At 33.7% G+C, this 4,818-nt stretch carries 3 protein-coding genes and 1 pseudogene; all 4 read right to left on the bottom strand.

All coding sequences use genetic code 11. From position 1 onward, the window contains the following. Positions 1–237, bottom strand: a pseudogene (locus B2741_RS01950) (SAM-dependent methyltransferase); the annotation flags it as partial. Positions 238–242: 5 nt separating this feature from the next. Further along, positions 243–599, bottom strand: a complete 357-nt coding sequence (locus tag B2741_RS01945) for a hypothetical protein (RefSeq protein WP_064715035.1) — start codon at positions 597–599, stop codon at positions 243–245. A gap of 31 nt (positions 600–630) precedes the next feature. Beyond that, positions 631–1,899, bottom strand: a complete 1,269-nt coding sequence (locus tag B2741_RS01940) for an efflux RND transporter periplasmic adaptor subunit (protein WP_229324104.1) — start codon at positions 1,897–1,899, stop codon at positions 631–633. A gap of 11 nt (positions 1,900–1,910) precedes the next feature. Beyond that, the coding region (locus B2741_RS01935) for a CusA/CzcA family heavy metal efflux RND transporter (RefSeq protein ID WP_291134936.1) at positions 1,911–4,818 on the bottom strand (2,908 nt) is incomplete at its 5' end.

Below are 4,818 nucleotides of genomic sequence, written 5' to 3'. Positions count from 1 at the left end.
TCTTTCTAAAGCAAATTCAGAGATGTCCAATACCCAAATATTTTGATATCCTTTTTCTAATAAGGCATCCACAAAATTGCTATCGCCACCGCCAATATCAATTATATTGGCAGTTTTTGATAGGTTTACATTTTTTAAATACTCCATTGAAGTTTTTGGATATTTTTGTGTCCAACTTACTTCATTAGGATTTTTGGTTGCAAAAACATTTTCCCAATGTGATTTTTTGTTTTCCATTTGGATTACGCTTTACAACATCCATCTAAATTTTCATACGCTTTTGGATCGGCTTTTACTTCATCTGCATCGTATCCTAATTTAGAAATACCTTCTTTAATGGTCTGTAAGGTTGTTTTCTTTGCATTATAATACACTGTAAATGTCATTGCTTTATCGTCAAGCTCATACATTTTTAAACCTTTAATTTTGAGCATTTCAGTTTTGAATTTTAAACCACAAGTTTCACATTCTTTACAATGATCACAATGTAAAAAAGTTTTGATTACAGCTTTTTGATTGGCTTTTTGTGCAGAAGCAGTATTGCTTGTAAAAAATAATAGTGTTAAAAAAAAGATTGATTTTAAAATTGAATTTTTCATTTGATTTTATTTAATGATTAATAATTTATTTTTAATGTTCGTGTTCACCGCCACCTTTTGAAGTTGCTAGTAAGTAAAAAGCACCTTTTATAACAATTTTCGCATCGGCAGGAATTTCTTCGACTAATTTTATTTCGGTGTAACCTAAATCAGTAGTTCCAGGAACCACTTCGATTGCTTTGAAGTGCACTTCATTGTGTCCTTCTTCTTTGCCTTCAGCGTGTTCTGAATGTTCTTCTCCTTCTTTATGTTGATGCTCTTCTTCTTTTACTTTTGGAGCTTCTTGTTGGTGCTCTTCTTGAATGTAAATGTAATATTTATCGCCATTTCTAACAATTGCATCTTTTGGAAGTGCCTGAACGGTTTGATTGGTGATATTGATATTGGCAGCTACATACATTCCGGAAATTAAATCTTTGGCATCGCTTGGATTGATTTTGGCATGAACCGCAACTGTTTTGCTTTCGTTGGAAAATGATTTATTGATGCCAAATATTTTCCCTTTAATGGATTTATTGGACTGATTGGTTAATACAAAATCGACTTCTTGACCTACGGAAATTTTTCCCAAATCTTTTTCAAACACATTTAAATCCAAGTGCATTTGGCTGTTATCTACTACTTCAAAAAGTGTTACGCCTGTTTCTGCAAATGCTCCTTTTGTTATACTTATTTTACCCACATAACCGCTTATTGGCGAAACAATTGGAATTAACGAAGTGTTTCCGCTTAAACTAACATTTAACGCTTGCAGCTTGTTTTTTGCGGCTTGTGCTTTAGCTTTTTCTACTGCTAATTTTGATTTTACTTCTTGAAATGTTTTGCGAGGATTTACATTTTCATCGCTCAATGTTTTTTGACGATTATATTCCAATTGCAAGTATTCAATGTTGGCAATAGCGGAATTGTAATCTTCTTGCATTTCGGTAACTTCAAGGTTTTGAATAGTTGCCAATGTTTTACCTTTTGCAACGTAAGTTCCTTCTAACACATAAATATCTTTAACAACGCCACCAATTAAGGTTGAAATATTAGCCATGTTTTGTGGTGGAACTGCTGTATAACCATTGGCTTTGATTACCGTATTTAGGTTTTTCATTTCGATACCGCCTGTTTCGATACCAATAGTTTTAAATTGCGCTTCTGTCAAGGCAACTTCGGTTTCTGATTTTTCTTCTTCGTGGGTTTCTTCGGTTTTCTTTTCGCCACAGGAATTTAGAGTAAAGAGAATAGAAAACAGAATAAAGAGGTTGAAGAATGAACTTCGATTACAATTTGGTTTTAAAAATATATTTTTCATATAATGGAATATTAATTGTTGTTGAAAGATGGAAATTGCAATTGAATAGCACTTTGATTGTAAGTATTAACGGCTTCGGCATTTTGCTTTTTGATGTCAATGGCTTGGTTTAAAAAACTAATGTATGACCAGTAACTCATATCACCATTGGCATAGCTTTTTTGAGCCGTTGTAATAATTTGTTCGGCATATTGCAATCCTTCGTTTTGGTAATATACAAGTGCTTTTTTCTGTTTTTCAAACTCATTTTGTAGTTCTTCTTTCTGTAATTTCAAAGTCAATTTGCTTTTATCTAATTCTAATTGCGATTGCGAAATACTAATTTCTGATGCTTTGGCTTTTGCTGTATTTGCACCACCAAATAAAGGAATTTGCAATCCGGCAGTAAAACCCTGAAAATAGGATTTTGTATCGATGGTTTGACCAAAATACCCCAAACCTAATTTAGGAGTTCGCATTGCTTTGAACGTATTGGCTTCCTTTTGATACACTGAAATTTGCTGTGTGTAATAATCGTTTACTAATCCTTGTATTTTGTCATCTTTACTCGTTGTTGGATTAGCATATTGCAATGGTGTATTGGCATCAGGAACTATGTTTTCATCTGTTTGAATGAAATATTGCAATTGCTTTTGATAAACTACCAAGTCATATTCTAACTGTGCTTTTTGGGTTTCGATTTCTTTCGATTTGGCTTTAGCACTGATTACTTCAATGTTGCCACTTTCTCCGATTTGAAAACGAAGCTCTGCATTTTTAAGGAATTTAGCATAAATCTCGAACAACTCATTATTTAACTTTTGAATAGAAATTCCATATAAATATTGATAGTATGCTAATGATACGGCTTTTTCAATTTCATACTCCGTTAATGCTTTTCGTTTTTCAGCCAATTTGGCTAATTCCTCTTGCAGTTGGCGATTGGCTTTTGTGATTTTACCAATTGGAAAGTATTGTTGAATAGAAACGTTGTGGTCGTAATCGACACTATTGAATTGTCCGCCTTGGTATTGCACTTGCAAAGGATCTACTTGAAATGCTGTTTTCTTTAGAACAGTTTGTTTTTCAATTTCCTTATCCGCGATTTTTAAGTCGATGTTATTTGCTTTTGCTTTTTCAATAGCTTTTTCTAATGTTATTGTTTGACTGTTTTGAGCAAACGAAAAGCTACTAATTAACAAAACGAGTATTGTTACAATTGGATTTGACATTTTTTTTCTTCTTTTAATTCCCTTTTCAAATAATAAATAAAGTATTGGTAAAACGATTAAGGTTAGTAATGTTGCCGAAACTAATCCGCCAATAACTACCGTTGCTAATGGTTTTTGTACTTCGGCTCCACCACTAGTTGATAATGCCATTGGCAAAAATCCTAATGAAGCAACCGCAGCAGTCATTAATACTGGTCTAAGTCTGGTTTTTGTACCTATTAAAACCCGTTGTAATGGGTCGGTTATCCCTTCGGATTTGAGTTGGTTGAAATAGGATATTAGCACAATTCCGTTTAATACAGCTATTCCAAACAAAGCAATAAATCCAATACCTGCCGAAATGCTAAAAGGCATTCCTCGTAACCAAAGTGCAAAAACACCACCGATTGCCGATAATGGAATGGCTGTAAAAATTAATGCGGCTTGTTTCATACTATTGAAAGTAAAAAATAACAACACCATAATTAATCCTAAAGCGATTGGTAAAGCTACCGAAAGTCGTTTGTTGGCTTCCACCAAATTTTCAAATTGTCCGCCATACGTAACATAATACCCAGCAGGAAGTTTAAAACTGGTTTCTAATTTTTGTTGAATTTCTTCGACAACACTTTTTACATCACGACCACGAACATTTAAACCTATTGTAATTCTACGTTTACCATTTTCACGAGAAACTTGAACCGGACCTTGTTCGTAATTGATTGATGCTACTTGCGAAAGTGGTACTTGTTGTCCATTTGGTAATGGAATAAATAAATTACTAACATCAGTAATGTCGCTACGATTGTCTTTGTTTAAACGAACGACTACATCAAAACGTTTGCTTTCTTCATAAATTTTACCTGCACTTTCACCTGCAAAAGAAGAACGGATAATTTGATTGATGTCTGCAATATTTAAACCATACAACGCAATTTTATTGTAATCGTATTTGACTGTGATTTGTGGAAGTCCAGTTACTTTATCGGCTTTTAAATCGCCAATCCCTTCAATAGTATTTACTTTAGAAATTAATTCTTTGGCTTTTGTATCTAAAACTTCTAAATCATCGCCAAAAATTTTAATGGCAATATCGCTTCGACTTCCTGTCATTAATTCGTTGAATCGCATTTGAATGGGTTGCGAAATTTCGATGTTTGCACCAGGAATAGCTTCCATTTCTTCTTTCATTAAGTTGGCTAAATCTTCCCAATTGTCAGCAGATGTCCATTCGTCTTTATCTTTTAAAACAATAATCAAATCGCCACTTTCTATTGGCATTGGGTCGGTTGGGATTTCGCCACTTCCAATTTTTGTAACAATAGTTTTGATTTCAGGGAATTTTGCTTTTAGGATTTTTTCGTATTTGGTTGTGGTTTCTACCATTTGGGATAGCGAACTTCCAGTCATAATAGTAGCATTAATGGCTAAATCTCCTTCTTCGATAGTTGGAATGAATTCGCCACCCATATTTTGAAAAACGATAATAGCAAAGACAAACATCGCTAATGAAATGGCTAGAACTGCTTTTTTAAATCGTAACGCTCGGTCTAAAAATGGTGTGTAGATTTTTTCAAACCACGCCATCATTTTATCACTAAAATTAGTTTTGTGTTCTGTATTTTTTGATAAGAACATGGCACTCATCATTGGCACATAAGTCAACGACAAAATGAATGCCCCAATAACCGCAAAACCTACGGTCATTGCCATTGGTTTGAACATTTTG

This window comes from Flavobacterium sp. UBA7663 (assembly GCF_002483315.1).
Lineage (GTDB): Bacteria > Bacteroidota > Bacteroidia > Flavobacteriales > Flavobacteriaceae > Flavobacterium.
Note: the sequence above shows the minus strand (reverse complement) of the source record. Positions and strands in the feature narration are given on the sequence as shown.

What these genes read in the sequence shown, in the direction of transcription:
- B2741_RS01940 (WP_229324104.1), bottom strand. Translation starts at nt 1,899, where the DNA reads ATGAAAAATATATTTTTAAAACCAAATTGTAATCGAAGTTCATTCTTC.
- B2741_RS01945 (WP_064715035.1), bottom strand. Translation starts at nt 599, where the DNA reads ATGAAAAATTCAATTTTAAAATCAATCTTTTTTTTAACACTATTATTT.